Origin of the sequence: Chitinophaga sp. SYP-B3965 (assembly GCF_009647655.1) — a bacterium.
GTDB lineage: Bacteria > Bacteroidota > Bacteroidia > Chitinophagales > Chitinophagaceae > Chitinophaga.
Map to the genome: position 1 here is coordinate 2608259 of NZ_WJFD01000001.1, position 24020 is coordinate 2632278.

Sequence of the window (24020 nt, forward strand, 5' to 3'; positions counted from 1 at the left end):
TAACTTTTTAACCTTCAAAAGCATTACAAAACACAATTAAAACCCATATACTGTACCCGGTATGTAATTGCAACTATTATCGTTAATATTGCTGCTGTTAGATCCCTCATGGCAACAGTTATCATATGTATTTATCCCCTGTCCGGTACACTAAATTAGGTTTGATTGTTCTCCAGAGTGTGGCTTTTTTACTATTGGGAAGTTTTATCTCTTTACACGCACAAGCCCCAACAATCGCCTCTTTTACACCAACTACTGCTTGCCAGGGGCAATCCATCACCATCACCGGAACAGATTTTACAAACGTTACTTCCGTAAGAATAGGCGGCCTGAATGCAACTGGTTTTACGGTTAACAATCCTACCAGTATCACAGTCAATGTTCCGGACCAGGCTCCCGCAAGTGCAGCGATACAAGTAACCACCCAGACCGGAACAGTTACAAGTAACACAAACTTAACAGTCCTAACTACACCAACACCTGCTTTAACAGACCTCAGTTCTGTAGATCCTTTCAGCAATTGTGTCGGTAATTCAACCTATCAGCTTGTTGTAAGTAATAGTTCCAGCGTAACGGGCACTGGCAATGTTTACCAAATTAACTGGGGAGATAATACTGCGCTCTTTACAGCAACGGATTGGGCCCCCGGCGCACAAACTACCCATACATATACTTCTCAGGGCTTTTTCCCTATTGTGATCACTATCACGCCGGCCAATGGTTGTGCAAAAAGTGTTACCTATCAGTTTTACAATGGAAACAACCCATTAGCCAGTTTAAGCACGTCTACATCTACAACAGGTTTATGTGCACCAGCGCCCGTTGAATTCCAGATCGGTAATTGGTTCAATAATTCGCCCGGTACTACCTACCTGCTTAATTTTGGTGACGGAAGCCCGGTTGTTACTTTGCAACATCCATTAAATGCTACAAACGCAGTTCATCTGATAACCCATCAGTATACAACATCCTCCTGCCCCAGCATAGATTTCACCGCAACACTAAGGGTTTCCAACGGGTGTTTTACCACCACTTACACGTTAGATAAAATTATTGTAAGGATAAAGCCCACCGCGGATTTTGGCGTTCCCCCCACTGCTTGTACAGATGCGCCTGTTTGTTTTACCAATCAAACATTAAATGGTTCCAGCGGATCCAACAGTTGCTCTTCGGCAAGCATCCTGACATGGGATTTTGGAGACGGCAGTACCTATACTGGAACAACTCCTTGCCACACCTATGCAGCCGGGACTTATAATGTTACGCTAACCGCTTCCAATGCAAGTTGTGGAAGTGATACCAAAACAAAACAGATCACCGTCAGTTCCCCATCCCCGCCACCGGTTGTAACGCCTGTAGCTTATTGCAGAGGAGCACAGGCAGCTCAACTTACTGCCACAGGCCAGGGATTAAAATGGTATACAACATCAACAGGAGGAATTGGCAACCCTATTGCGCCAACCCCATCAACAAATACAGCAGGTAGTACAACATATTATGTGAGCCAAACCATTCCCGGCAGTTGTGAAAGCCCGAGAGTTCCTTTGACTGTTACCGTGAATGCTCCCCCCACTGCACCGGGTGTAACTACACCTATACAACTTTGTTTAAATCAAACTGCCAACCCGCTTACGGCAACAGGAACCGGGTTATTATGGTATTCCGGTCCTACAGGCGGCATAGGTTCTCCAACTGCTCCCACACCAAATACGGCAGCAACGGGTAGTACAAATTATTACGTTAGTCAAACAGTCAATAATTGTGAAGGCCCGCGAGCGCTGATAGTGGTAACAGTTAATCCATTAGCGGTGATGCCCACTGTTACCTCTCCTGTTATTTACTGTCAGAACCAAACGGCCACTCCTTTAACAGCAACCGGAACAGGTTTGTTATGGTATACAGTGCCTGCAGCTGGAGTAGGATCACCAACTGCTCCTACCCCATCAACAGTCACACCCGGAAGTACAACATACTATGTAAGTCAGGTTACAGGATGTGGAGAAAGCCCCAGGGCATCTATTACAGTAGATGTAACACAGGCTCCATCAGCAACCATTGCTTATACACCTGCTATTTTATGCAACGCAGGAAATTCCCCGGTAGCTGTAACCCAAACAGGAACCCCTGGTGGCACTTATTCAGTAACACCTGCAGGGTTAACAATAGATGCTGCAACCGGAGAGATCAATCCAACAGGCGCTACCGCTGGTGTATATACGATAAGATATACGATCCCTGGTTCAGGGGGGTGTACAAATTATGTAGTTACAGCAACTGTTACTATAAACAGCACCCCAACTGCAACAATAACTTATCCTCCCCTTTGTACTGCGGATGCAGCAACCAATGTAACACGTACGGGAACAGCAGGTGGTACTTATTCTTCCACCGCTGGCTTAACTATTAATCCTGCAACAGGCGTTATTACACCATCCAGCAGTACACCCGGAACTTATACGGTAACATATGATATTGCAGCTGCCGGGCCATGTGCCAGTTTCTCTGCAAACACCAGCGTTACTGTAACACAAGCGCCATCGGCTTCCATCAGCTACACACCTGCTATATTATGTAATGCAGCAAATCCCCCGGTAGCTGTAACCCAAACAGGAACACCTGGTGGTACTTATTCAACAGCAGCAGGGCTCACAATAGATGCTGCAACCGGAGAGATCAATCCAACAGGTGCCACACCTGGTGTGTATACCATAAGGTACACAGTGCCTGGTGCAGGAGGCTGTGCAAATTATGCAGCCACCACAACCGTTACTATAAATGGCACGCCAAATGCAACCATCACTTATCCTCCCATTTGTACGGCAGATGCTGCAACTAATGTAACACGCATAGGAACAGCAGGTGGTACTTATTCTTCCACCGCTGGTTTAACCATTAATGCTGCAACAGGCGTTATTACACCATCCAGCAGTACACCCGGAACTTATACGGTAACCTATGATATTGCAGCTGCCGGGCCATGTTCCAGCTTTAGCACAAATACCAGTGTTACTGTCACGCAGGCTCCAACAGCTTCTATTACTTATACGCCTGCTATTCTGTGTAACATAGCAGCTCCACCAATACCTGTAAACCAAACCGGCACAACAGGTGGCAGTTATTCAATTACACCGGCAGGGCTAACAATAAATACCACAACCGGAGAGATCAATGCATCCGGTGCCACACCTGGTGTGTACACCATAAGTTATACTGCTCCCGGCACAGGAGGTTGTGCTAACTATGTAACCAGCACAACGATAACTGTAAACGGCGCACCAACTGCTACCATAAATTATCCCGGCTCTCCTTATTGCGGTGGAACAACACCACCACAACCCGTTACGCTTTCCGGAAACACAGGAGGTGTATTCACCTCTACAGCCGGATTATCTATTAATGCAACAACAGGCGCCATCACGCCATCTTTAAGCACACCCGGTACTTATACCGTAACTTATACCATTGCAGCTTCATCACCTTGTCCGGGTTATGTTACAACTGCAAGTGTTATCATCAATGAAAGTCCGGTAATAACTTTTCCCTTACCGAATCAATCCATTTGCTCCGGAGAAACTGCGGTATTCGTACCGTCTTCAACAGTTGCCAATACTACTTATTCATGGTCTGTGATAGGATCATTGCCTGCAAACGTAACCGGTGTAATTACCGGAACTTCATCAGGCCCCATATCATTGTCCTTTACAAATACAAGTGCAGTAAGTCACCCTATCACAGTGCGGGTAGTACCTGTCAATCCATCTCTGCCTCCCTGCCCCGGAGCACCTTATGATATTGTACTGAACGTAAGACCAGCTACGCCCGCTCCCATTACGAATACAGTAAACTTATGTATGGGTACACCTCCTGCTGCGCTACAGGTAAATCCCATACCCGGCACTACGATTAAGTGGTATGATAGAAATATGGTTTTACTAAATGCGTCACCTGTAATAAATACAAATGTTCCGGGTCAGCTCACTTATTATGTAAGCCAGACAAACACTTTTGGATGCGAAAGCCCTAAGTCTGCCATCCTCGCCGTTGTACATCCTACGGCCAAGATCGTCAGCTCATCCTATACAAACCCCACTTCCTGCGGGATTCCAACAGGCTCCATTACATTAAACATACTTGATCTGAATAATGGGGCACTTCCAAATATTCCTGTGGTGGTGTTTTATGATAAATTTCAAACTACCTATACATTTACCGGCAGCACAGATGCCGCCGGAAGGATCATCATACCGCTCACGGCAGGAACTTATTCCGGCATATATGTAGTAACAACCGGCGGTTGTACATCACAAAAAATACCGGATGTATTTGTATTAAGGGATCCTACACCACCAGCTCAACCGGTGGCAGGTTATAACCCGCCAATATGCACCGGAACCGCTTTAACGCTTTCTGCACTTTCTCCTACAGGTCAGCAGGCCGGCCCTGTTGATTATGTTTGGGTAGGCCCGGCCTTTGGGGCTTTTGCAGATACCGTACGTAATACTGTTATCACTTTCCCTTCGGCGGCCATGTCACATGCCGGTACTTATATTGTGTACGCTATTCAAAACAATTGTATTTCTTTACCCGCAACTTTCAGTGTGGTGATCAACCAGGCACCTTCGAAACCTGTGATCTCAACAAGAACACCCTTATGCGTAGGAGATGATCTTGTATTGCAGGCCACGAGTTCAATTCCCGGAAATGCTGCCTTAACTTATTTATGGAAAGGCCCAGGAACAGGGTTCCCGGTGAACAACCCAAATGCCGGCATAAATAAAGTGAAGATCCAGGATGCAGGAATATATAGCGTAACTGTCAGCTCACCCCAAACCGGCTGTAGTACAACATCAGACACGCTCATACAGATTGGAGGATTCCCTGTTGTAAGGTTTGCGCAGGACACACTGATACTGCCCACTGGTTACCGCATAAATCTGCTGCCAGTTATTACCAATGCAAATGATCCGGGTATCCTACCTATTAAAAATTTCACCTGGACACCATCACAGGACTTAATCTGCAACGATGCCATCTGCTCCTCTCCTGTGGTCACAGCAAAAAATAGTATCTGCTACAACGTAAAGGTGACGAACATCTTTGGCTGTAGCGGAAGCGATGATGTCTGTATCAAAGTATTCTGCCAGAACTCACAGGTATTTATTCCAAATGCATTTGTACCCAATGGAAATGTTCCTGAAAATACAAAGCTGATAGTAAGGGCCACCGGCATTACTTCCGTTAAATCTTTCAGGGTATTTAACCGCTGGGGGAAGATCGTATTTGAAAGAAGCAATTTCCCTCCTAATAGTGCGGACTTTGGATGGGACGGCAGAGTGAACGGAAAAATGGCCGATACCGGTGTTTACATTTACACCGTAGATGTGATGTGTGAAAACGGAACACCTTATTCATTTAAAGGTAATGTTACATTATTATGAGACGACATCTTTTATTATTCATAGGTTGTATGATTAGTATGGCAGCATCTTCACAGGATGTTGGTTTCTCTCAATTCTATGAACAACCGCTTCTGCGCAATCCCGCTTTAGCAGGGATCTTCACAGGTGACCTGCGATTCACGGCATCTTACAGGAATCAGTGGCAGAGCGTTACCATCCCCTACAGGACCTTTGGATTAAGTTCTGAAGTGAAAATGCCCATCAATATTACAGAGGATGACAATCTTACGATCGGCCTGCAACTGATCAGAGACGTTGCCGGAACATCTCAATTCAGTACCACACAAATATTACCTGCTGTTAATTATAGCTTCCCCCTGAGCAAGGTGCGCAATTCATATTTATCCGTTGCTTTTATGGGCGGTTCCATGCAACAACGCTTCGACCCTACTAAACTGGTACTGAACGATCAGTTTGTTGCCGGAAGTAATGGCAGCTTTAGTATCCTTCCTTCTTCCCGCCAGGTTTTTAATAACACCAGCGTTAATTACTGGGACTTCTCCACCGGCATTAGTTATAACGGTGTGATCAAAGAAGAAACGGATTATTATCTGGGGGCAGGCCTGTTCCATCTTACAAAACCAAAAGTGGGCTTTTACGACGGCCATACCATTACACTGAATAAAAAACTGGCTTTCAATCTTGGATTATCTACCCCCACCAGCGAAACCGACCGCTTTGTACTCTATGCAGATTATTTTAAACAGTTCGGCGAAGAATGGGCACCAGTAGGCATCAGCACATTACAAGCCGGCGCCATGTTTAGCCGTGATCTCTGGGGAGACGGAGAGCGGGTCATTACCGGTGGAATATTATACCGGATGAATGATGCCATCATCCCTGTTATCCAGTTACAGTACGGGAAATTCATGATGGGTATCAGTTACGACATCAACATTGATAAACTGGCCGCCGCTGCACAACACCGCGGAGGATTTGAAGTGATCTTATCCTACAGGGATTTCCTGAACAGGAATCAGAACGAACGGCGGCAGGCATTGTGCCCGAGATTCAACCGGTAATTTGCGTAAATCTTCTTATTTTACCGGCCGATCAACCAACATGCAGGACCGGGGCTTTATTGAAAAAGAAACATTACATCTTGTTGCTACAGGGAACAGGGCGGCTTTTAACAGTCTCCTGGAGGCATATTGGAATAAGGTCTATACCCTCTCCCTCACCTACCTCCGTTCCGCAGAAGATGCCCAGGAAGTAACACAGGACGTTTTCCTGAAGGTCTGGCAATCCCGCGATCAATTAACGGCTATCCTGAATTTTAACGGCTGGATCTTTGTGCTTACCCGCAACGAGGTGCTTTCTGCCTTGCGAAAAAAGAAAGTACGCCCCATTATTTCTGCAGAGCCGGGAGAAAAAGAGGAAGACTCCATCCTGCCCGATCATCCTCTGTTATATAAAGAAGCCAGTGCCATCATAGCCACTGCCATCAATGCACTGCCCCCTGTCCGTAAAAAGGTTTTTATGCTCAGCAGGATGGAAGGAAAAAGCTATGAAGAAATTGCCGTGCTCCTGCAGATCTCCCGCAACGGCGTAAAAGACCATATCGTAAAAGCCCTTCATTTCCTTCGAAATTACCTGCGGAACCATTCCGGAGAGGCCCTGATGCTCATTCTCCTCTTTATTCAAAAAAATTAAGGTAAGAACTACCCTACCGTCTTTTTCATGCGTCTAGTTTAATAGGGCCAATATCTAAACATTATGGACGCATCGCGATTCAGCGTTTTGCTGGAATTATATGTTACTGCACAATTATCCCGGGAGGATAAAGCCGAATTTCTTCAGATGCTGGACAGCGGGCTTTATAATGCTCAACTGGAAAAGATGATGGAAGAAGACTGGCATACCGGCAGGTATGAACAGGAAGAAGATCCGCAGCTGCGTTCTCTGATCATAGAACAGGTTAATAAAAAAATAACCAAAAAACAAATCCCATGGCTGCGGTACGCTGCCGCCATTTTATTGTTGGTTAGCATCGGCACTTACTTGTGGTGGCCTAAAAATGAAATAAAAACAGTAGCAGACGTTGCCCCCGGTGGTACAAAAGCTACACTTACCCTCGCAAATGGCACCATCGTAACCCTGGACAGTGCCGGACATCAAAGTATCCAACAGGGAAAAACTGCTGTACTGCAACAGGGTGGCTTATTACAGTATCATGCAGAAGATGCAGGGAATGAAGTACAATATAATATGCTCACCACACCACGTGGCGGGCAGTTCAGGATCATCCTGCCGGATGGCAGTAAAGTATGGCTGAATGCAGCCTCTTCCATCCGCTACCCTACTGCCTTTGCGGGGAAAGAACGCCTCGTGGAGATCACAGGGGAAGCTTATTTCGAAATTACCCATGATGCAAACATGCCTTTTATTGTAGCCATGCAACAGGGTAATAAAGTAGAGGTACTGGGTACCCATTTCAATGTGAACACTTACCCGGATGAACCCAATATGCAAACTACCCTGCTGGAAGGAGCCGTCCGTATCAGCAATGTTACCGGCCAGTCTGTATTATCTCCCGGCCAGCAGGCAACTGTATCAAAGAACAATACCATCAGGATAGTGCAAACAAAGAATGCAGCACAGGTGATAGCCTGGAAAGACGGGCTTTTCAACTTTGACGATGCTTCGCTGGAAGATGTGATGCGCCAGCTTTCCCGCTGGTACGATATTGAAGTAGTGTATGAAAAAGGCGTGCCGGATATTGGCTTCGGCGGAAAGATAGGAAGAGACCTTTCCTTAACCAATGTACTCGGTATCCTGGAAAGAGCAGAAGTGCATTTTAAACTGGAAGAAGGAAAAAAACTGATCGTAACACCTTAACAGAACCAACCATGTAAATACAAACACAAGCGGGTTAAGTAAAAAACCGCTCCGGCTTTGGACCCGGAACGGTGGATGCTGACAAGCTTTTTGAGACAATCAATTTTTGGATTCAATTGTTTATTCACTTATCAACCAATGCAAAGCTATGCAAAAAACAGCTATTTGTAATCGCATGCCCGTGTCCGCTACGGAAGCGTTATTAAACCTGTATCCGGACAGGCATGGAACCAAAATCAGGCTGATCAAAAGCCAGTATCAGAAAGTGGTCCCCTGGCACATGACCCGCCAACCAATTGTGAATGCCCATCGCAGCAGCAATTGGAACATAATTGTGAATGCAATGAAACTGACTTTCCTACTGCTCCTCGCAGCATTCCTGAGTGTACATGCCTCCGTTCGTTCGCAAACGGTTACGTTCACCGGTCAGCGGGTAAACCTGCTGAAAGTTTTTTCTGTGATAGAAGAACAAACCGGTTATGTGGTTTTTTATAACCGTGACCTGTTGAAGGAAGCCAAACCGGTAACCGTCAATGCACAGGCCATGCCGCTGGATGCATTCCTGAAACAAACACTGGGAACGCAGGCCCTTAAGTTCAATTTCACGAACAAGACCATCACCGTTTTCAGAAATCCAGAACAACTGTCTCCCCAGATCCTGCTCATAGAAAACGCAGCTAAAGACCTGAGAGGACAAGTGCTGGATATGGAAGGAAAACCCGTTCCCGGCGCCACCATTGCCGTAAAGAACAGTACTAAAGCCACGTCTGCCAATGCAGATGGCAGCTTCATCTTACAAGGTGTACCGGACGATGCCACCATCATTATCTCCGCCGTTGGTTTCACACCTACAGAGATCGGCTTCCGTGATGGCATGCCTTATGCAAAAGGGAAAGCAGCAGAACTCAGTAATCGTGACGATGGTGGCTGGTTGATCCGCATCGCCAAGTCAAACATCAAACTGAATGAAGTACAGATAACGGCTTACAATATTGAAAAGCGCACGAAAGAATTAGGTTACTCCATTGCAAAAGTGAGTGGTGAAGAGATCAATAAAGCCAACTCCGGAAACCTGCTCACAGGGCTGATCGGTAAAGTATCCGGTATGACCATCACTACGCAGAGTTCAGACATGACACCGGAAATGCGCATCCTTGTAAGAGGTATCCGTTCCTTTGGTGCCAACAGTAACAACCAGCCCATGTTCATCCTGAATGGCGCACCATTGTCTTTCGGAACTGATCAGACGGCCGCACAACAAGTGATGAGTTTTATCAATAACATCAATCCGGCGGATATTGATAATGTGACCGTATTGAAAGGTGCGAATGGAACTGCGATGTATGGGCCGGAAGGGATCAATGGTGTGATCATCATCACCACCAAAAGAGGCGCCGCAGGCAAACCAACCATCAACTTTCGCAACAACACCTCCTTTCAGCGGATCGATTATAGACAGGAAAGGAAACAACGTGCTTTCGGCAGCGGCTCCGGTGTACTGGATGCTTTCGGAAATGGAGTGTATGATTCAAGGTCCAATTACGGATGGGGCCCTGCATATGACGACAACATGGTGCAAATAGGTTACCCGGATGAAAGTGGAGAATGGCAAATGGTGCCTTACCACGATACCAAACAGGCACGCCAGTTCATGAATGTGGCAAAAACCGTCAGGAACAATTTATCCTTCTCCTCTTCTGATGCACGTTCCTCCTTTTATCTTGGTCTTGGGCAAACAGCACAAACCGGTCTCCTCCCGGGAGACAAACAACAGCAACAGACTGTGCTGCTCAACACCAGCAGGAATTTTGGCCTCGTAGATATCCGGATGAACATTAACTATGCCCGCACTACAGATGACCGCGGACCGGATGTGGCAGATCTTGTACGCAACCTCCCTACTTTTATTCCTATACTGAATTATAAAGATTATAAGAATGCACATTGGGCACATCACGACCGTTACTGGAATGGTATCAGTCCTTATGAACAAATAGACAATACCCGTTCAAAATCTACGACCAACGCTGTTTCCGGTAATCTGATCTTTGAAATAAAACCATTTACCTGGCTCAACATCCGTGATCAGCCAGGTATGAACTATACCGGAGTATATAAAAAATCAACCGTAGGGCCTATCTATTTTTCAGATTTCGCCGCACAGGATTATAACAAAATGTACGACAAACGTGCTACCGTAGGAGAAGATATGTTAGTGGCCACCTCTATCAATAACGATTTCGTCATCTCCACTATTCATCATCCCGGTAACTTTCTCATTCGTACCAATGTGGGCAATACCATTCGGGAAAACTATTCCAAGAATTTAAAAGCAGGTGCAGAACTGGTGGTACCGGTATATAATCTGGCCTTTGCCCAGTTTAATGTAACGCCCATTGAAGTAGCCGTACTATCAAGGTCATGGTCCTTGTTCGGAAATGTATTGGTGGGTTATAAGGACAGATTATTCCTTGAACTCACAGGCCGCAATGAGTGGGATTCCAAACGTGCAAAAGTAGCAAGAGGCCAGGATATGTATTTCGGCGCCAACACATCCGCAGTACTCTCAGAGATCTTCCCTGTGATGAAAGAATGGAAATGGTTAACCACTGCACGCCTGCGTGCATCTGTGGCACAATCCGCCAACATGAACATTGCGCCTTATCAGTCTGAACGGACCTTTGGGCTGAACAGCCCCTACCCGCTGGTGAATAATTCCACCGGCGATTACCTGCTGGGTTATTCTTTTTATCCTTCCAATCCCAATCCCCTGCTGAAACCGGAAAGAGTGATCTCGCAGGAGTACGGCGGAAATTTCACGTTCCTGAATGACAGGATCAACTTCGATGCCACCTATTATTACCAGCGCAATAATTCCGTGATCCTGAATGTAAATAACTCATGGCTCAGCGGTTATCCCAGCATTGATAATGCCGGGGATTTTCAAAACAACGGATGGGAATTTGATCTGAAAATGGATCCTATATTCCAGCTGCCCAATAAAATGTCCCTCTCCCTGGAAGCCAGGCTGGCCATCAATGACAACAAAGTATTGTACCTCACAGATGTGTACAATGGCCTGTTCCCCGTGATGGATGCAACCGGTCAAACCTATTATGCACAGGAAGGAAAACAAGCTTTCTCCTATGCGTTCCGCGACTGGAAACGTGATCCGGAAGGAAGAGTGATCGTAGACAAAGTTACCGGCCTGCCGCAATCTCAGGACTACGATGAATTTGAACTGCATGGAAGGACCCTGCCAAAATATGCGGCTTCCATAGGATTGAACTTTAGCTGGAAGAGTTTTTCCGCCAGTGTGCTGATGGATTACCTGGGCGGGTATGATCATAAATTCAGTACAGACATTGGATTGTGGGCTGGTTTGCATACACTCACTACCCTGAATGGAAGAGAACGTTTTGTATTCCCTAATTCTTCCTTCGATGATGGTACCGGAAAATATGTGCCTAACACAGATGTGGTAGTGAGCAATGCTAACCAGGAATTATTTGCCAGGTTCTCACAGGTTAGCCTGCATGGCTTTACCAGCGCCGCTTTCTGGAAAGTGCGTGAAGTAGCCTTTCAATATGTGCTGCCTTTCAAAAGAGGTATCCTCAAAGAAGCTACCTGTAGTTTATATGGCAGGGACCTCTTTTCGTTCTATCCCCGCTCCAACATCAACGGAGATCCCGGCCTGATCAAAGGCCCCGGCCAGCGCAATTTCACTTCCGTATCCAACAACCTCACAGGAGGAAGTTCAGATCAAACCGCACTGCCCGGAACAGTATTGTATGGTTTCACCGTTGGCCTTAAATTTTAAAATGATGACTATGCATTCTTCCAATAAGATATTACCATTACTGCTATGCCTCCTGCTGGTAACAGGATGTAAAAAAGGCTGGCTGGATGTGAATTACAATCCGAGAGACCTCACCAGTACAGATGCTACGCCGGACCTGATACTGGCCCCACTGCTGGAACGTGCAATAGCTGTGCAGGAAACAAGGTTCCTCCAACACTGGATGGGTTACTGGGCTTATTACCATTTCCCTTCCGGCCATGCACTGCAAACATATGACCGTACACAAATAGATGGAGATAGTTTTTCCGGAGAAGTAGCTCCCGAGATTGCCTTCCTCGAAACAAGGTCCCGCGATTTACGGATGACGTTTTATACCGGCATCGCAAAAGTATTACGCGTACTGGCATTCCAGCGTGCAGTGGATGTAGTGAACAGTATGCCTTATAAAGATGCCTTCATTTCCACCATCCTGCAACCGCGGTATGATGATGGCTTAACCATTTATGAAGACCTGATGCGCCAGCTGGATGAAGCCACCACATTAATCAAAGGAGCCAAACTGGGAGATAATATAAAGATCAGCGTAGCGGATATCATGTTCCATGGAGAACAGGCAAAATGGATCAAATTCATCAACACCATTAAACTGCGTTTACTAATCCATCAGGCTAACCGAACAGACCGCGCCGCCTATATCACAGCAGAAATAGCAAAGATTAAAAATGAAGGCTCCGGTTTCCTTGAAAGCGGACAGGATGCATCCGTAAATCCGGGATACATCATTAATAAGAAACTCTCTTATTACTTTGGTTCTTTTTCCAGCCATAATCAATACGGTGGCGGAGACTATAATCCCCTGATGCAAATGGGCTCCCGGGAATGGGCACATGCCAATGTGTTTGCTATGAACCTTCTTAAGCAAAATAATGATCCCCGGCAGGAACTCTTCTATAGCACAATAGACATACCGGTACCATCAGGCGCTCCGGAACCATTTCCTCAACCCGGCCGCCAGGATCTGAGAGGTAATAAAGTAGGATTGTATGTGAATAGCGGCGCCTTTCCTTATCAGGATGGTGCTTATATTTCTTCCGTTGGTGGTTCACGCAACAGTGATATTGTAAAACCGGAAGCTCGTGGTATTATCAAAGGAAGAGACATGGCAGACTGGGTAATGACCAGTATTGAAAGTAAATTCTTACAGGCGGAAGCCATACAACGCGGATGGCTGCCTGGCATTGCAGAAGAAGCATATAAAGATGCCGTGAAAGAATCTTTCCGCTGGCTCAATGCCGGAGGCAATGCAACAGCACCTGCTTTGTCTGATGCCATATTCGATACATGGTACAATGCAGAAGTAACCGCAGGAAATGTAAACGTTAGCTGGGCAGCTGCACCGGATAAATACAAGCTGCTCATGTTCCAGAAATACATGGCCTTCAATGGCATTGAACCCCTGGAGTCATGGACGGATTACCGCCGCAATGGCCGTTATCCCGATGTACCTATTTCCATAGATCCTGCCCGTGTAGGAAATACCCTCCCCTTCCGCCTCTTATATAATAGTAATGAATACATCGTTAATGCAGCCAATGTAAATGCCGTTGGACCTGTCAACATCTTCACCAGCAAAATATGGTGGATGCCATAACCAGTTTATTTTTCATAATAACGTAACGCATGAAACATATCATATCAGCTTTTATATTACTGTTCCTGCTATCAGGCTGTCTGAAAAATGAAGTAGTACTTGATTATTCCGGCATTCAGCCTGTAGTGCTGGTACCCAACTCCAACTGGCCGCCACGGGGATTTGGTGCCGGGCCTTTAACAGATAGTGTGAAAGGCACCACGCTTTTAAATCTCTATGCCAAAGTATCGTATGTAAACGCACTGAATAAAAACGTGCAGGTGAAGTTTGCACCGGACAATGCTTTGATAGCTGCGTACAACACACAATGGGGTACTGATTATAAATTACTGCCGGACAGTTGCTACACGGTAAGCAGCCTGGACCTTACCATTCCCGCAGAAACCAAACAGGCATTCCTGCCCATAACATTGATCCCTTCAAAGATCAACCCACAGTATGATTACATCCTTGCGTACAGTATTACGCAGGCAGATGGGTTAACCGTGGCATCCAATTTTAAGAGTATGCTCTTTACATTGAAAGGTCAATAAAAATAAAAGGCCGTCTTCTGAAAGCGGAAGACGGCCTTTTATCCTATATTTATGGAAACCCTGTTATTACCATGGAAAACAACAATCCAATCCCTTCCCCCTGCGAATGGGCAGGTGGTGTTGAGAAATTTGAACAGCTTTTTGAACAGCTTACAGACATCTTTTACAAAAAAGTACTGCAAGACCCCATCCTGGAACCCGTATTCCGCCACATGCCTGCTGAACATTCCAAACACGTAGCACATTTTATGGCAGAAGTGCTCATGGGCCCTAAAGTGTATACCGCCGAGTACGGGGATAACGCTTTAAGACACATGGTTGGCAAACACATCGGCCGTAGATTAAAAGAAGAACAACGCAAAAGATGGGTAGATCTTCTCGTGGAAAGTGCAGATGAAATAGGCTTAGCCAACGACCCGGAATTCCGTTCCACTTTTGTTGCCCATTTAGAATGGGGCACCAGGGTAGCCGTTATGAACTCCCAACTGGATGAAAACCCCACTACAGAGCATGAGCAAATACCGGAATGGGGATGGGGAGAAGTAAAAGGCCCTTATGAAATTGTGGGTTCTTTATTTCAGAAGAAGAAATAAGCTTACATCCCGGCGCGGCCTTCTTCTTCATTTCTACTCCCCGGTTTACTCTTATGCGTAGACCTTCCAAAGCTATAATTCAACGTAAGCGCCGCTCTCCTGATGCCAAACCAATGGTAAAATTCATTATTGATGATGCGCTTCTCGCGGAATACCATTCGGTTCCGGTAGGTATCAAAAATATCATAATAACCGATCTTGGTATTCAGCTTTCCTTTCATCCAGCTTCTCTGTAAGCTGAGATCAACATTGCCTAAGGGCTTCGCTATATAAAGACCGGTGCCGCTGTAGGAACGATAATAATAAGATAAGTCGAAGGTGATGGCTTTGGGTAATGTGAACACCTGGCTCCCTGTGATCGCGTAATCGGTAATTGGGATAGCATAGGTAACCCCATGGTAAGGGGTTTGTTCTTTTTTATAAGCGCCCCTGATATTATGCTGCATCCTCCACCATTTACTAACGGAAAGCGGGAAACTTACTTCAATTGCGGCAAAATCGTTGTAGGGCAGGTTCTTACCTAAGTATTGCAATATATTGGTAGCACTGTCATATTCCGGATACCGGGTCATGGGATCTGATTCCCGGCCTATTTGCATAGAAACCTGGAAGGCTTTGTGTGTGTAAATAATATTCAGCATAGTAGTGGTTGAAGGTAACAGCTGAGGGTTGCCCACCCAATAATTAAGCGGGCTGAAATAAAACCGGAAAGGATTGAGCTGTGAGAAACTGGGCCTGGTGATCCGGCGGCTGACAGAAAGCTGCAATTTGTTTGAATAGGTAAAAAGCAGGCTGGGCAGCCAGGTCAGGTAATCCCTTGTAGTGGCACCTGCCACGCTATGCGTATGTTCCGCACGCAGGCTTAGTGCATAGTTCCATTTGCTAAATGCCCTTTCATAAGAAACATAAGCCGCAGAGATATATTCATCATACTGGAAATTATTTGTGCGGCTGCTATCTAATCCAAAAGCATGATTAGTAAGCAGGGTATCATATCGCAGATCATTTTTAGTAGTGGTAAAAGCGAATTTAGCCCCTGCTCCTATTTTCCCTTTCCATGCAGGTAAAGAAAGATCAGCCTGTGCTGTACGGATCAGGATATCATTTTTCATGATGGTTTTCCAGTAATCCACTAAGGTCTCTGCTTCCCGGTTTTGAATATCTTCATTTTGCCGGTTGCTGATGTTTACAATGGAACCCAGCACATCCAGCTGGCCTCCTCCCAGCTGTGCTGAATAATTAAGATTGGCTGCATAGTTACGCTGACCGGGCGTTGAATTATTATCACTTAAGGTATGGGACACTGTATTCTTGGCGGAAGAAGAGTCTGTAATAAAAAGTGAATTGAAAGCGTTCACATCCCGGTTCATCTCAAAGGCACGAAGCGTAAGATCTATACGCTGCCCTTTTCTGAAATTATAATCAACCCCCAGGGAGTAATTGAAATTGTTATTACGGGTCAGCGTTTGTGTATGGGTAGCCATGATATTCGAATTCGCCTGATGCTGCAAAGCCACATACCGGTAAACTTTTGTACCCACCGTATAACCCATACGGGCAGTATAGACCAGTTTGGGCGTTTTGTAAGTGAGCAGCAGGTTATTCTCTGCATAGGTATACGCATTCCTTTGCAGGTTAACGCTGGCATTTCCTTTCCAGCCTAATGTCTGGTCCCGTTTCAGTTTAATATCAATGATGCCTTTATATTCCCCGTCATACCGGGAAGAGGGATTGGCGATCACTTCAATAGATGCGATCATATCCGGGGAAAGACTGGCCAGGTATTGCTGCAATTCTTCCGCACTCATCAACACCGGCTTCCCGTCAATGAAAACACCCGGTGTGATCCTGCCGGACATTAGAATAGCACCTTCACCATTTACTTCCAGGCCGGGTAATTTTTTCAGGACATCAAATGTATTGACGGCTGTTGCAAAAAGCCTGTTCCCGGAGATATTAAACAACTGCCTGGCAGATCTCCCGGCAACCAATACCTCACCCAGCAAACTGGCATCGGCGGCCATAAAGATCTCCCCCATATCTGCTGAAGTACTTTTCAGCCAAACATCCTTATACCCCAAAGCAGATAAGCGCAATAGATAGGAACCAGCCAAAGGCAATTTAAAAACACCCACAGAATCAGACACCAGCCCCTGCACGAGACTTGAATCCTTTAAAGAAAGCAAACTCACTGTAACGAAGCCGATACCCGAACGGGTTTTATCGTCTACCACCTTACCACTTTGAGAAAAAGCCGGGAAATAGAAGAGCATAAAAATCAGGAAGACCCTTGCCATTGATTGATAGTTTCCACAAACCTAAAAATGGAAGGGATAGAGGAGGTTTGAGTTCCCGAAATCAGGCGTACGGATTTATAAAACCGTACTGCTTACAATTGATTATCAATACTTTCTTTGTACAAGGCCGGCGTAGTATCCTTGATCTTCCGGAAGGCAGTATAGAAGGTAGATTTAGAGTTATACCCCACTTCATACCCAATGGCTTCGAAAGTAAGATGCCCGTTTGTAGTGATCAGTTTACAGGCTTCCGCGATCCTGTATTCATTAATGTAGGTAGAAAAGCTTTTCCCGAGGTTATCATTCAGCAACTGGGATAACTGGTGCATGGAGATATTAATATGCTGTGCGAGGTCGTTCAGTTTGAGGTTAGGGTCTTTATAGAGTTGCTTCTCCCCGATCACCTTTTCAAGTTTGCTGATCCATAGATCTGCGTCCGCTATTTTTTTCCTTTCCGGTTTGGTACTCTCGGAAGAACTAAAGAAAATGGTCAGGAACAATATGAGGGTGAAACAAATGGGACCGCTGATATAAATCCCCTGCATGATGTTGAAATATGCCAGCACGTAAGCAAGGAACACAATACAGTTACCCACGTAGAGTACTATATAAAAGGGTTTTAACACCTGCCGCAGCAAAAGACCCGTGGCAATGAGGTAAGCAAACCACTGCAGGTAAATGATCTTCACAAAAACGTTCCCCCAGGTGGCCGGGTAAGTTTCATAAGGAACCAGTATCCCTACCACCAATAAAATCCCGATCTGGATCCCCCATACCCATTTCCAGGTTTCCGGAAGACGGGCAGGCTTTAAAATCACTGACCTGAAGTAATAATAGAGAGAAGGACCAATGAGAAAACAGCCAGATAATCCTATCTGCAGGTATATCCTGGCCAGGGAAGGATTGAAATACAGGAAAACGGATTTGGCCACCCGGATGCTGAATACCAGCACCAGCAGCCCAAGGAAAAAGGAGGCCCATGATCTCCTTTTCTTATTAAGGAAGAGGTAAAAACTCAGTATAATACCGTTAAATGCTCCCAGAGCACCGAGAAGAAACAATATTTGCTGACCAATACTCATATATGTAAGGAGTTAAACTTCTACAGCCTTACTCACTTTGCGGTACACAAAAGAATGGTAAATATGCCTGCGGCTGAACCTTCCCGGAGAATCTGAGTTAACCAGTTTCATGTACAGGGCCTTGGGTACTTCAAAGTATTCATAACTACTGCCGTCCTGGAAGTTAAGCAGTAAGGTCTGTTTTTCGTAAGAGAAATCCATAATGGCAGATGCCGTGATGGTTTCTGTATAAGCCGGCAAGGCCTGTTCAATGGTTTCAGGGGCAATACTCACTAAAAAGTGGTAAGCCTCAATCACTTGCTTGCTCTTTTCCTCTGCTTCCTGCAGCTTATCCTCATCCCCATGAAACTTATCAGGGTGCCATTCCTTCATAAAATTCCGGTAAATGGACTTTAATTCCTTTAATTCGGTGGTTTTACTAACCCCCAACAGTTTCCTGTAATCTATTACTTTCTTCATGATTTGCTGCAAAATCTGCAAATATAGGCTATTTACATAAGAAACCGGGCCCTCCCGCTTGCACGAGATGAGCCCGGTTCAAATAATGGAGATCTTTTATCCTACCAGTCCGTGTATGGACTGCAGCAATATCTTTTTGTTAAATGGTTTCTCCAGGAAAAGATCCGCCCCGTTTTCCAGCGCAACATCCTTTGCCGAAGCGTCCACACCGGAGATCATGATGATCCTGGTATCCGGATGTTCTTTCTTGATGAAATTAATGAGATCAATGCCGTAACCATCCGGTAACCGGTTGTCCAGCAATACAACTGTAGGCGCTTCCTGTTGAAAATATTCCACAGCATCGGAAATTGTTTGCACATGTTCTATCTCCAGGCCTTCGCCATCAAGCAATAAATTGATCAATAAACACATCTCTCCTTCATCTTCTACAATCAGGAGTTTCTGCTTGCGCGTAGTGTCTACAGTAGTATTTGTCATAAAGCTGGGTTTTAAGGTTTGTATTAATTACCAAAAAACCGTACCAAATAAATTTACATCTTTAGCAAGATGGATCCTCCTGCCACCTTTTGTGTACTGAGATCAAAAATCTCCAGGAAATAGATCCCTTTTCTTAATGAATCATGTGGTATCACATTATGCTTATGCTGGTAATTGACAAACATAGTGAACATCACTGTTCCATTGAGTGCATGTAAGGTGAACCTATATCTTTTGGCACTCTCCAACCCTTCTACCATGAATTGCGTGGTAAATGGATTCGGGTAAACAATGATCTGGCTTTTGTTATCAAAGTCCTTACCTGGGATACCAGATAAAAATGTTTTCAAAATACGGATGTTATCCGTTGCCGTACTATCCCCGATACGCATCCTTACATACACATCATTATCCCGCCGCGTGAATGCAGCAGGATGAAGCTTCAATACAGAGTCGGTATCCTCCGGTTTTAACAGATCGGTAAATGCTGCGTCCCTCGCAAAGGTGTAAAGACCCGGTACATTTCCATGTGCAGTTAAAATGATGGTATCATTGTTATTATTGATAACATTCCGGTTAGCAGATAATGTAACGGCAGGATATACCGGTTTGGGTTCTGGTTGCACCCCATCAGGAAAAAGCCGGTAAACAGAATCCTTATAAAAAGTGAACCATGCCTGATCTTTGTAAACAAGGCCAGGTATCAACCCTCCATTCCATGCAATGGGTACAATAAACCTCGATGCGCTGTCCAAAGGAGTATAATGCAAACCATTCTGCCACAGGTAACTATCCTTTCGCACTAATAAACCGCCGGCTTCATCCACGCCCCAGATCCAGGGATACACATAAGCAACGTTCCTCGGCCCTATCTCGGTAAAAGCCAGCCTTCTTACACCATCATTCCCTCTTACATATATATTCGTTTCTGCCACAGTACCAGGCCATGTGCCCTGCTTGTCTATAGACACAAAAGCCACATGCCCGTTATTAAGATAGTATTGCCGTTTATGAAATACCTGCTGATGTACTCCACGCAGTATAGCCACCGTATCAGTGGTAGTACCATTGTAAAGATAAAGTGTGGGAGACTGCTGCGCTTTTTCCATCATGTACAATACGTCCTGTCCATCTATCGTCACATACCAGAACCATTCTCCGGTTGTTTCACCTGTAGCAAAAGGAGTGGCAGCACCCTGCTGATATTTATACAAGGTATCATTGATACTGTACAGGAACCAGCCTTCAGGAGACATCGCAAAAGTGCCGGGATTAGTAGATACCCTTATTGTCGCTTCATTGGGCCGCTTATGATAAAAATAACCCCAGCTGGTAAAGAGTACAAAATTGCCACCCACTTCCACACTGGTAGCCTGTTTTTCTATCTCCGTAAGTTGATTATTCCGCCATTCATACAATGCCACCATTCCTGCTACGGTAGATGGTGTAGTAATGAAAGCTCCGCTATCCGTAAGCCATCCGCTTTTGATCTGCTTCTCTGCAAACGCAGGCGGACTGCTTAGCGGAATATCGATAATAGTTTGTGTGTGAAGCTGATGGATGTGATAAGCACTATCCCGCCAGAAAAGCAGGCGATTATCTTTAAAGTCAAGGATCTCAGCCGGACCGCCGGGGATATCATAATACAATTGCTGCTGTGCATATGCGGTCAATTCATTCAACAGCAGTAAGCTAAAGAAGAGGTAGATTTTTTTCATATGGACGGGGTTTTATATAAACGGCAAATCTAACCGTCATAAAATTTAAATCAAAACGTCATAATTTAAATGGGGCTTTGGGCGCTAAACACTATTCTCTATTATATCGGCCAAAATAGAAATATCCGCACTGGTTAACTCGCTTGCGCGGTTGAGGTGTCCAACCCATTCATAATTGACCTTTTTAATCGTCCCGTGATAATAGTTGTTAATATAGATGTGATAACCACCACCACCACCGTTAGGTTCGGATAACCTTACCTTTTTATGCTCGTCTCCAAAAACAGCCGTAAACTCTATACTTTCCAACATGTCAATTTACATTTATCAAGTATTTAAATTACACATGCGCACAATGAGCCTATAAAAGAAAAAGCCTTTCACGGGAAAGGCTTTGTTTATATTAAGATAGCATTCTGTTTACTTTCCCTTCCGCAAGCGCTCCAGCTCCGTTTGCAACCTCAAAATATCGGCTTCTTTCGCCGCCCTCTCATTTCGCAACCGCTCACATTCAGCCTCCAATTTTAGCTTCTCAATATCCTTTTCCCTTAACATCCTTTCATAAAGATCAAATGTTTTGTCCACCACTTGAAAAGTCGGTTGGTTTTGATAAAAGGCTGAGTTGTCGTGGTTTGTATTCTGGAAGGAGGTGGCTATTATCTGGATTGCCTTACTCAGATTGAAATTTTCAATTGCTTCAACTGGCACATTTAAAGCAGATGCTATTAACTCCAACGTCTCCTTATCAATCTCCTCTTTCGCTTCCAGCAGGGAAACGGCCTGTTGGCTAATATTCAGCGCATCAGCTATAACCGATTGTTTTATGTGCAGAGTCTCTCTCAAATTTTTGACGTTGTTGCCTAAATGTACTTTCTCCATATATATAAGCGGGTTATGTTTAGGTAAATGTAAGAAAAATTAAAATAATCTACGCTGGACAGTAAGGTACAAGCAAAAACTTGTACGAAACAAGGCTCTTTGGTTTGGTACATGCAATATAGGATGTTCCTTTGAGAATCAAAACGAGAGAGGTCCACTCAAAACCATGATTACTCAATTATTTTTGTTATGGGATACGACATACTCAGAGGAACAATAATAAATATTGACAATTTCAGGCTCTTTAAGTCTGGAGATCAGGCGGGTTTAACCTACTTCTATAATAACATGCGCGGTCCTGTATACTATTACGGTATGCAGATACTACATGATGATTTTTTAATAAGCACATTTATCCAAGAAGCATTTTTAAAAGCATGGTATTTACGCGAAAGGCTTTCGGATACTTTGCATCTATTCCGTTTTGTGCGTCTCTGTATCCGTTGGAGTTGCTCTGCACATTTTGCGTCTAAATCCAGCAGATTCACTAGCAGATTGATATATCTGGACTATGCAGAGAATACAATTAGGTATAGTTCAGATATTGAGACGGAAAACGATCATATGAATGAAATAAGAAAACAATCAGAGCACGTAAGGCTAATAATAAATGCAATAAAATATCTCCCGCCCGACAAACAAACAATTATGCGTTTATATTTTGATTACGGATTATCAGAAAAACAGATTGCTCAAAAATTCAATGCTCCTCATCAAACCATATATAATGCAATACAAAAAAGTACGGATACCCTAAAACAGTTTTTAACAAAAACGCAGAAAAAAGCCGCATTAAGAGCAGATACCCCCACTGAAAGCCATGAAAAATATTTATCAGGACCACAAGCCGAGGTATATAGGATGCGAGTCTATTTGAAATATAGCTTTGAAAAAATAGCAATGGAATTAAATACAACGTTAGAAAAGATAATCAATACATACATCGATGCCTCAGAAACTTTAAAACAAAGAAAACCCAATGCCAACAAAAGAGGTAATAGTTACGCGAAAAATCCAATTGCTTATAAATAGCGATGATGCCGAGATACGATCGGAAACATGGAAAACATTAAGATCATGGAGATTTATATGTTTCAAAGCAGCAAACTTTATATTCTCCCATCATTTTTTACAGGAACAATTAAAGGAACTGATATACTTAACAGATGATGTAAAAATTAAACTAACGGATATAAAAAAAGACAGTGACGGTATTCTCACAACATCAAAAATGAATACAACATACCAGATTTTGAGTAACAAATTCAAAGGTGAGTTACCCATGAACATATTAGGTGCTTTAAATAACATATTAGTCACTCAGTATAACTCTGAGCGACAGGCATATCAGAATGGCGATAGATCGGTAAGGAATTACAAACGTACTATTCCAATACCAATACCGGCGCGAAATATAACACGTATTAAACTACATGAAAGCGGTAAGTATTACTCTTTCAACTTGTTTGGACTATCTTTTAATACTTACTTTGGCAAAGATTACGATGATAAGCGAGTCATGTGGGAAAGATGGTTATCCGGTGAATATCAACTATGCACAAGCTCATTAAAGTTTGACCAGGGAAAAATATTTCTACTCGCGGTTTTCAAATTCGATAAGTTTTACAACTTACTAAATAGCGGGACAGTGGCAGAAGCATCACTCAGTATTGAAATTCCTATAGTGGTAAAAATTAACGGTCATCGATATGAAATAGGCACTAAAGAGGATTATTTGCACCGTCGCATAGCAATACAGCAATCACGTATTCGAGCGCAGAAATCCATAAAATATAATAGATCAAAAAACGGATTAAAACGGCAAAAACAAAACCTACTGTCATATGCAAAAAAAGAAGTCAACTATGTAGAAACAAAATTGCATTTGTACAGCAAAATGTTAATTGATCTTTGCGTAAAAAATGGAGCAGGCACACTCATACTTATTGAACAGAAAGAAAAAGAAGAAGAAGCAAAACAGGACACGTTTTTGTTGAGAAACTGGAGCTACTTCAAATTAAAAGATAAAATACAATACAAATCAGACCGAGTAGGGATAAAGATAATTTGTGAGTAATGACTAATGAAAACTTTGTTTGGTTTGGGGCGGGATACTTGTCTATCCTCAGAGTGAGGCATGAAGCTCTCACTAATATGACAATATCATATATAAATCGCGGGAAGCAGTAAATAAGTTAAAGCAGAAAAGTTCTTAATAATATTGGAGGA

Annotated in this window: 17 protein-coding genes; 10 read left to right on the forward strand and 7 right to left on the reverse strand. The window is 44.2% G+C overall.

What is annotated here, in order from left to right; all coding sequences use genetic code 11:
* Positions 1-125: 125 nt before the first annotated feature.
* The 8 genes from GFS24_RS10115 to GFS24_RS10150 all read left to right on the forward strand — a co-directional run bounded on the left by GFS24_RS10115 (position 126) and on the right by GFS24_RS10150 (position 14876).
* Complete coding sequence (locus tag GFS24_RS10115) at positions 126-5438, forward strand: PKD domain-containing protein (protein WP_153659441.1); 5313 nt, start codon at positions 126-128, stop codon at positions 5436-5438.
* Positions 5435-6481, forward strand: a complete 1047-nt coding sequence (locus GFS24_RS10120) for a PorP/SprF family type IX secretion system membrane protein (protein ID WP_153659442.1) — start codon at positions 5435-5437, stop codon at positions 6479-6481. Before GFS24_RS10115 ends, GFS24_RS10120 begins: the two co-directional genes overlap by 4 nt.
* 1 nt (position 6482) lies before the next feature.
* Complete coding sequence (locus GFS24_RS10125) at positions 6483-7112, forward strand: RNA polymerase sigma factor (protein ID WP_153659443.1); 630 nt, start codon at positions 6483-6485, stop codon at positions 7110-7112.
* 63 nt (positions 7113-7175) lie between these two features.
* Positions 7176-8297 carry a FecR family protein gene (locus GFS24_RS10130; RefSeq protein WP_153659444.1) on the forward strand — a complete coding sequence of 374 codons (1122 nt, stop codon included), beginning with the start codon at positions 7176-7178 and terminating at the stop codon, positions 8295-8297.
* A 148-nt stretch (positions 8298-8445) separates the two neighbouring features.
* Entirely contained in the window at positions 8446-12117 is a 3672-nt protein-coding gene (locus GFS24_RS10135) for a SusC/RagA family TonB-linked outer membrane protein (protein WP_153659445.1), read from the forward strand.
* 1 nt (position 12118) lies between these two features.
* On the forward strand, positions 12119-13750 hold the full coding sequence (locus GFS24_RS10140; RefSeq protein WP_173003036.1) for a SusD/RagB family nutrient-binding outer membrane lipoprotein: 1632 nt from the start codon (positions 12119-12121) through the stop codon (positions 13748-13750).
* A 29-nt stretch (positions 13751-13779) separates the two neighbouring features.
* Positions 13780-14283 carry a DUF1735 domain-containing protein gene (locus GFS24_RS10145; protein WP_153659447.1) on the forward strand — a complete coding sequence of 168 codons (504 nt, stop codon included), beginning with the start codon at positions 13780-13782 and terminating at the stop codon, positions 14281-14283.
* Positions 14284-14354: 71 nt separating this feature from the next.
* The gene (locus tag GFS24_RS10150; protein ID WP_153659448.1) at positions 14355-14876 is read left to right on the forward strand and encodes a group II truncated hemoglobin; all 522 of its coding nucleotides are present in this window, start codon (positions 14355-14357) and stop codon (positions 14874-14876) included.
* Positions 14877-14878: 2 nt separating this feature from the next.
* On the opposite strand, the gene GFS24_RS10155 is transcribed toward GFS24_RS10150, so the two are convergent.
* The 7 genes from GFS24_RS10155 to GFS24_RS10185 all read right to left on the reverse strand — a co-directional run bounded on the left by GFS24_RS10155 (position 14879) and on the right by GFS24_RS10185 (position 21791).
* Positions 14879-17173: an outer membrane beta-barrel protein gene (locus GFS24_RS10155; RefSeq protein ID WP_153659449.1), complete on the reverse strand. Its 2295-nt coding sequence runs from the start codon at positions 17171-17173 to the stop codon at positions 14879-14881.
* Positions 17174-17265: 92 nt separating this feature from the next.
* Positions 17266-18255, reverse strand: a complete 990-nt coding sequence (locus tag GFS24_RS10160; protein WP_153659450.1) for an AraC family transcriptional regulator — start codon at positions 18253-18255, stop codon at positions 17266-17268.
* A 12-nt stretch (positions 18256-18267) separates the two neighbouring features.
* On the reverse strand, positions 18268-18714 hold the full coding sequence (locus GFS24_RS10165) for a J domain-containing protein (protein ID WP_153659451.1): 447 nt from the start codon (positions 18712-18714) through the stop codon (positions 18268-18270).
* A 96-nt stretch (positions 18715-18810) separates the two neighbouring features.
* Entirely contained in the window at positions 18811-19194 is a 384-nt protein-coding gene (locus GFS24_RS10170) for a response regulator (RefSeq protein ID WP_153659452.1), read from the reverse strand.
* A 53-nt stretch (positions 19195-19247) separates the two neighbouring features.
* Positions 19248-20912: a T9SS type A sorting domain-containing protein gene (locus GFS24_RS10175; RefSeq protein ID WP_153659453.1), complete on the reverse strand. Its 1665-nt coding sequence runs from the start codon at positions 20910-20912 to the stop codon at positions 19248-19250.
* Between the two features lie 84 nt (positions 20913-20996).
* Positions 20997-21224: a hypothetical protein gene (locus GFS24_RS10180; RefSeq protein WP_153659454.1), complete on the reverse strand. Its 228-nt coding sequence runs from the start codon at positions 21222-21224 to the stop codon at positions 20997-20999.
* Positions 21225-21332: 108 nt separating this feature from the next.
* Positions 21333-21791, reverse strand: coding sequence for a helix-turn-helix transcriptional regulator (locus GFS24_RS10185; RefSeq protein WP_153659455.1), 459 nt, complete (start codon positions 21789-21791; stop codon positions 21333-21335).
* A 189-nt stretch (positions 21792-21980) separates the two neighbouring features.
* On the opposite strand from GFS24_RS10185, the gene GFS24_RS10190 reads away from it, so the two are divergent.
* Both GFS24_RS10190 and GFS24_RS10195 read left to right on the forward strand, forming a co-directional pair.
* On the forward strand, positions 21981-22823 hold the full coding sequence (locus GFS24_RS10190) for an RNA polymerase sigma factor (RefSeq protein WP_153659456.1): 843 nt from the start codon (positions 21981-21983) through the stop codon (positions 22821-22823).
* Positions 22771-23868 carry a hypothetical protein gene (locus GFS24_RS10195; RefSeq protein ID WP_153659457.1) on the forward strand — a complete coding sequence of 366 codons (1098 nt, stop codon included), beginning with the start codon at positions 22771-22773 and terminating at the stop codon, positions 23866-23868. The genes GFS24_RS10190 and GFS24_RS10195 overlap by 53 nt, the downstream gene beginning before the upstream one ends.
* Positions 23869-24020 lie beyond the last annotated feature (152 nt).

Coding starts and splice junctions, on each gene's coding strand:
- GFS24_RS10165 (WP_153659451.1), bottom strand. CDS start 18,714: ATGAAGAAAGTAATAGATTACAGGAAACTGTTGGGGGTTAGTAAAACC.
- GFS24_RS10150 (WP_153659448.1), top strand. CDS start 14,355: ATGGAAAACAACAATCCAATCCCTTCCCCCTGCGAATGGGCAGGTGGT.
- GFS24_RS10130 (WP_153659444.1), top strand. CDS start 7,176: ATGGACGCATCGCGATTCAGCGTTTTGCTGGAATTATATGTTACTGCA.
- GFS24_RS10160 (WP_153659450.1), bottom strand. CDS start 18,255: ATGAGTATTGGTCAGCAAATATTGTTTCTTCTCGGTGCTCTGGGAGCA.
- GFS24_RS10180 (WP_153659454.1), bottom strand. CDS start 21,224: ATGTTGGAAAGTATAGAGTTTACGGCTGTTTTTGGAGACGAGCATAAA.
- GFS24_RS10170 (WP_153659452.1), bottom strand. CDS start 19,194: ATGACAAATACTACTGTAGACACTACGCGCAAGCAGAAACTCCTGATT.
- GFS24_RS10175 (WP_153659453.1), bottom strand. CDS start 20,912: ATGAAAAAAATCTACCTCTTCTTTAGCTTACTGCTGTTGAATGAATTG.
- GFS24_RS10120 (WP_153659442.1), top strand. CDS start 5,435: ATGAGACGACATCTTTTATTATTCATAGGTTGTATGATTAGTATGGCA.
- GFS24_RS10135 (WP_153659445.1), top strand. CDS start 8,446: ATGCAAAAAACAGCTATTTGTAATCGCATGCCCGTGTCCGCTACGGAA.
- GFS24_RS10140 (WP_173003036.1), top strand. CDS start 12,119: ATGATGACTATGCATTCTTCCAATAAGATATTACCATTACTGCTATGC.
- GFS24_RS10145 (WP_153659447.1), top strand. CDS start 13,780: ATGAAACATATCATATCAGCTTTTATATTACTGTTCCTGCTATCAGGC.
- GFS24_RS10155 (WP_153659449.1), bottom strand. CDS start 17,173: ATGGCAAGGGTCTTCCTGATTTTTATGCTCTTCTATTTCCCGGCTTTT.
- GFS24_RS10195 (WP_153659457.1), top strand. CDS start 22,771: ATGCCAACAAAAGAGGTAATAGTTACGCGAAAAATCCAATTGCTTATA.
- GFS24_RS10185 (WP_153659455.1), bottom strand. CDS start 21,791: ATGGAGAAAGTACATTTAGGCAACAACGTCAAAAATTTGAGAGAGACT.
- GFS24_RS10190 (WP_153659456.1), top strand. CDS start 21,981: ATGGGATACGACATACTCAGAGGAACAATAATAAATATTGACAATTTC.
- GFS24_RS10115 (WP_153659441.1), top strand. CDS start 126: ATGTATTTATCCCCTGTCCGGTACACTAAATTAGGTTTGATTGTTCTC.